Origin of the sequence: Nocardioides sp., from assembly GCF_034670285.1 — a bacterium.
In the GTDB taxonomy this organism is placed as follows: Bacteria; Actinomycetota; Actinomycetes; order Propionibacteriales; family Nocardioidaceae; genus Nocardioides.
In genome coordinates this window covers 1-4,563 of sequence record NZ_JAXMNS010000320.1, presented here as the reverse complement: position 1 = coordinate 4,563, position 4,563 = coordinate 1, and the positions used below count along the sequence as shown (strand labels likewise).

The following is a 4,563-nucleotide window of genomic DNA, read 5'->3' as shown; positions in this document are numbered from 1 at the left end:
CGCCGAGCCCGTGGGCGTGGCCCCGCACGTCGTCCGACTGAGGCCGGCGCCGCACACCCGCACGCCGATCGAGGCCTACTCCCTCTCGGTCGAGCCCAAGGGCCACTTCCTCAACTGGCAGCAGGACCCGTTCGGCAACTGGATGGCGCGCCTGGTCTTCCCCGAGAAGGTGAAGACCCTCGACATCACGGTCGGGCTGGTCGCCGACCTGATGGTGATCAACCCCTTCGACTTCTTCGTCGACGAGTACGCCGAGTCGATGCCGTTCGTCTACGAGAACAGCCTCCACGCCGACCTCTTCCCCTACCTGCGCTCGGTCGACGACGCCGGCGCTGTCGAGGAGTTCCGCCAGTCGTTGCCGCAGCCGCAGGACGGCCCCGACGGCACCACTCGCACCATCGACTTCCTCGCCTCCCTCAACGCCGCGGTGCACCGCGAGATCGCCTACTCGGTGCGCATGGAGGCGGGCGTGCAGAGCCCCGACGAGACCCTGGCCCGCAAGATCGGCTCCTGCCGTGACTCGGCCTGGCTGCTGGTCGCGCTGCTGCGCCAGTACGGCCTCGCTGCCCGGTTCGTGTCCGGCTACCTCGTCCAGCTGACGTCGGACCAGAAGGCGCTCGACGGGCCGAGCGGTCCCGAGAAGGACTTCACCGACCTCCACGCCTGGGCCGAGGTCTACCTGCCCGGCGCCGGCTGGGTCGGGATGGACCCCACCAGCAGCCTCTTCGCCGGCGAGGGCCACATCCCGCTCTGCGCGACCCCCCACCCCAGCAGCGCCGCCCCGATCGAGGGCGCGACCGACCCGGTGGAGGTGACGTTCTCGTTCCACAACGAGGTCACCCGCATCCACGAGGACCCGCGCGTCACCAAGCCCTACACCGACGACCAGTGGGCGCGCATCGACGCGCTGGGCGAGGCCGTCGACGCGCGTCTCGAGGCCGGCGACGTCCGCCTCACCATGGGTGGCGAGCCGACGTTCGTCTCCCTGGACGACGCCACCACGGCGCAGTGGAACACCGACGCCGACGGCCCCGAGAAGCGTGCCCTCGCCTCCACGTTGGCCGAGCGCCTGCGCGAGACCTACGCCCAGGGCGGGATCGTGCACCGCGGCCAGGGCAAGTGGTACCCCGGCGAGCCGCTCCCGCGCTGGAACATCGGCCTGCAGTGGCGCACCGACGGGGTGCCGCTGTGGCGCGACTCCTCCCTCTTCGCCGACCCGTGGGGCCCCGGCAGCGACCCCGAGGTGGCCGTCGGCCAGGCCGAGGCGCTCGCCCGCCGGGTCGCTGCGGTGCTCGCGCTGCCCGAGGGCCACGTGCACCCGGCCTACGAGGACCCGCTCGCCGCGCTCTCCTCCGAGGTGCGTCAGCCGCACGGCGACAAGCCGGACGACGGCGCCGACAAGCTCGACGCCCAGGGCCTGGGTGTCCTCGACGCGGCGATCGACACCCCCACGGGGTGGGTCGTGCCGATCGTGGCCCGGACCGCCGACCACGACGGCTGGGTCAGCCCGGCCTGGAAGTTCCGCCGCGGTCGCCTGGTGCTCGCACCGGGCACCAGCTCGGTCGGTCTGCGGCTGCCGCTGGACTCGGTCGCCTGGAAGGACCCCGACTTCGCCGGCGAGCCGTCGTACCTCGAGGCCGGCACGCCCCTGGAGCCGAAGGTCCCCGTCGTGACCGTCGTCGACCCCGAGGGTCAGGGCACGACCGCGCTCGCCTTCGAGGCCCGTGACGGTCACGTGCACGTCTTCCTGCCGCCCACCCAGGAGCTCGACGACTACGCCGACCTCCTCAAGCTCATCGAGGTCGCTGCCCGCAAGGTCGGCTGCCCGGTGGTCATCGAGGGCTACGGTCCGCCGCCGGACCCGCGACTCACCATGCTCGTCGTCACTCCCGACCCCGGCGTCATCGAGGTCAACGTGCAGCCCACGCGCAGCTGGGCCGAGCAGCGTGACCTCACCGTCACGCTCTACGAGGAGGCGCGCCAGGCGCGGTTGACGACCGAGAAGTTCGACCTCGACGGGCTCCACACGGGCACCGGCGGCGGCAACCACATCACCCTCGGCGGTCACGAGCCCATTGACTCACCGCTGCTGCGGCGTCCCGACCTGCTCGTCAGCCTGATCACCTACTGGCAGCGGCACCCGAGCCTGAGCTACCTCTTCTCCGGGCGCTTCATCGGCCCGACCAGCCAGGCGCCGCGCTTCGACGAGGGCCGGCCCGAGGCGACGTACGAGATGGAGATCGCCTTCGCCGAGATCGAGCGGCTCGCCGCGCTCGCCGACGACACCGGCGAGGGTCCGCGTCCGTGGCTGGTCGACCGGGCGTTGCGCCACCTGCTCACCGACCTCACGGGCAACACCCACCGCTCGGAGTTCTGCATCGACAAGATGTACAGCCCCGACTCCTCGCGCGGGCGGCTCGGCCTGCTCGAGCTGCGCGGCTTCGAGATGCCGCCCCACGCCCAGATGGCCCTGGTGCAGGCGCTGCTGGTGCGCAGCCTGGTCGCGATGTTCTGGGAGCAGCCGCTCAAGGCCCCGCTCGTGCGCTGGGGCACGCGCCTGCACGAGGACCCGCTCCTCCCGCAGGGTGCGATCAGCGACATCAACGACGTCGTGGCCGACCTGCGCGCGTTCGGGATCGCGTTCGAGGAGGAGTGGCTCGCGCCGTTCACCGAGTTCCGCTTCCCGCGCATCGGGATGGCCAACGTCGGACCGATCTCCCTCGAGCTGCGCCAGGCGATCGAGCCCTGGCACGTCCTCGGCGAGGAAGCCACCGGGTCCGGCACGGCGCGCTACGTCGACAGCTCGGTGGAGAAGGTGCAGGTCTCGGTCGCGGGCCTCGATCCGCACCGACACCTCGTGACGTGTCAGGGTGTCCCCGTGCCCCTGACCGCCACCCCTGCGGGTGACCACTACGCCGGCGTGCGATTCCGCGCCTGGCAGCCCTGGTCTGCCCTGCACCCCTCGATCGAGGTGCAGGCGCCCTTGCGGTTCGACGTGGTCGACACGGTGTCGGGGCTGAGCCTGGGCGGCGCGACCTACCACGTCGTCCACCCGGGTGGACGCAACTACAGCTCGCCTCCCGTCAACGCCAACGAGGCCGAGGCGCGCCGGGCCAGCCGCTTCCACGCCCACGGTCACACCGCGGGCCGCCTCGACGTCGGTGCGCTGCGCGAGACCGCTCGTCGGGTCGCCAGCGCGGAGTACCCCCACACCCTCGACCTGCGCCGGGTGCCCACGGCCACCGCCAGGTCGGTCGGGGCTGCCCTGGATGCCACCTCTCGGGATGCCGCGGGAGACGTCGACGAGTGAGCCTGCTGCGTGACTACGCGGCCGGTGTCACCCAGCCCACCCTGGGTGGGGAGGCCGTTCGCTACGACGAGATCGTCGGTGCCGATGGCGCCCTGCGAACCCCCTGGAAGGGGCTCGCGGAGGTCGCCGTCGACCTGACGGCCGAAGATCTCGGTCGCGCCGATGCCGGCATCACCCGCGCCCTCGCCGATGACGGCGTCACCTACGGCCGCCCCGGCGAGCGGCAGGAGCCCTGGCGGCTCGACCCGATGCCGATGGTGCTGGACGCCGCCTCGTGGAACCCCCTCGAGATCGGTCTCGCCCAGCGCGCCGAGCTGCTCAACGCCATCCTCGCCGATCTCTACGGCCCCCAGAAGCTGCTGCGCGAAGGCATCCTGCCGTCGGCGCTCGTGCTCGGCCACCCGGGCTTCATGCGCAACATGGCGCGCACCTCGATCACCGACCCGCGCCCGCTCGTGCTCACCGCCACCGACCTCGGTCGCGACGACCAGGGCGAGTGGCGCGTGCTCGCCGACCGCACCCAGGCGCCGTCCGGCCTGGGCTACGCGATGGAGAACCGCCGGATCCTCACCCGCGTCGTCCCCGAGATGTATCGCGCGGCGCCGCTGCACAGCATGGAGCCCTTCTTCTCCGCCCTGCGCTCCGCGCTCATCCAGTCCGCCGGCCCCGACCTCGCCGACCCGCGGATCGTGGTGCTCTCGCCCGGCTCGGTCTCCGAGACCGCTTACGACCAGTCGTTCATCGCCTCGGCGCTCGGCTTCCCGCTGGTGCAGGGCAGCGACCTCGTGGTGCGCGACGGCTGGGTGCAGATGCGCGTCTTCGGCCGGCTCGAGCGCGTCGACGTCATCCTGCGCCGGGTCGACTCCCCGTGGACCGACCCCCTCGAGCTGCGCGGCGACTCCCAGCTCGGCGTCGCCGGGCTGGTCGAGGCCACGCGCCGCGGACGGGTGCGCATCGTCAACGGCCTGGGCTCCGGCGTGCTGGAGAACCCGGCGCTGCTGCCCTACATGCCCGCGCTGTGCGAGGCGCTCCTCAACGAGCCGCTGCGACTCGACTCGGTGCCGACCTGGTGGTGCGGCGAGCCCGACGGGCTCGAGCGGGTCCTCGACCACCTGGGTGGCGACGGTGCCCTCGCCGTACGCCCGATCGACGGCTCGGCCAACGACCTGGCCGACGTCTCGCGTGACGACCTGGTCGCGCTGCTGCTCGCCGAGCCGCACCGCTACGTCGGCCAGGAGCGGCTGCCGCTCTCG

The 4,563-nt window shown here is 72.4% G+C and carries 2 protein-coding genes; both read left to right on the top strand.

Annotated features, from left to right (window positions below):
- On the top strand, positions 1-3,310 hold a 3,310-nt coding region (locus tag VOI19_RS14885), incomplete at its 5' end, for a transglutaminase family protein (RefSeq protein ID WP_323793748.1).
- A partial coding sequence (locus VOI19_RS14880) for a circularly permuted type 2 ATP-grasp protein (protein WP_323793747.1) occupies positions 3,307-4,563 on the top strand: 1,257 nt, incomplete at its 3' end. The genes VOI19_RS14885 and VOI19_RS14880, both read left to right, overlap by 4 nt.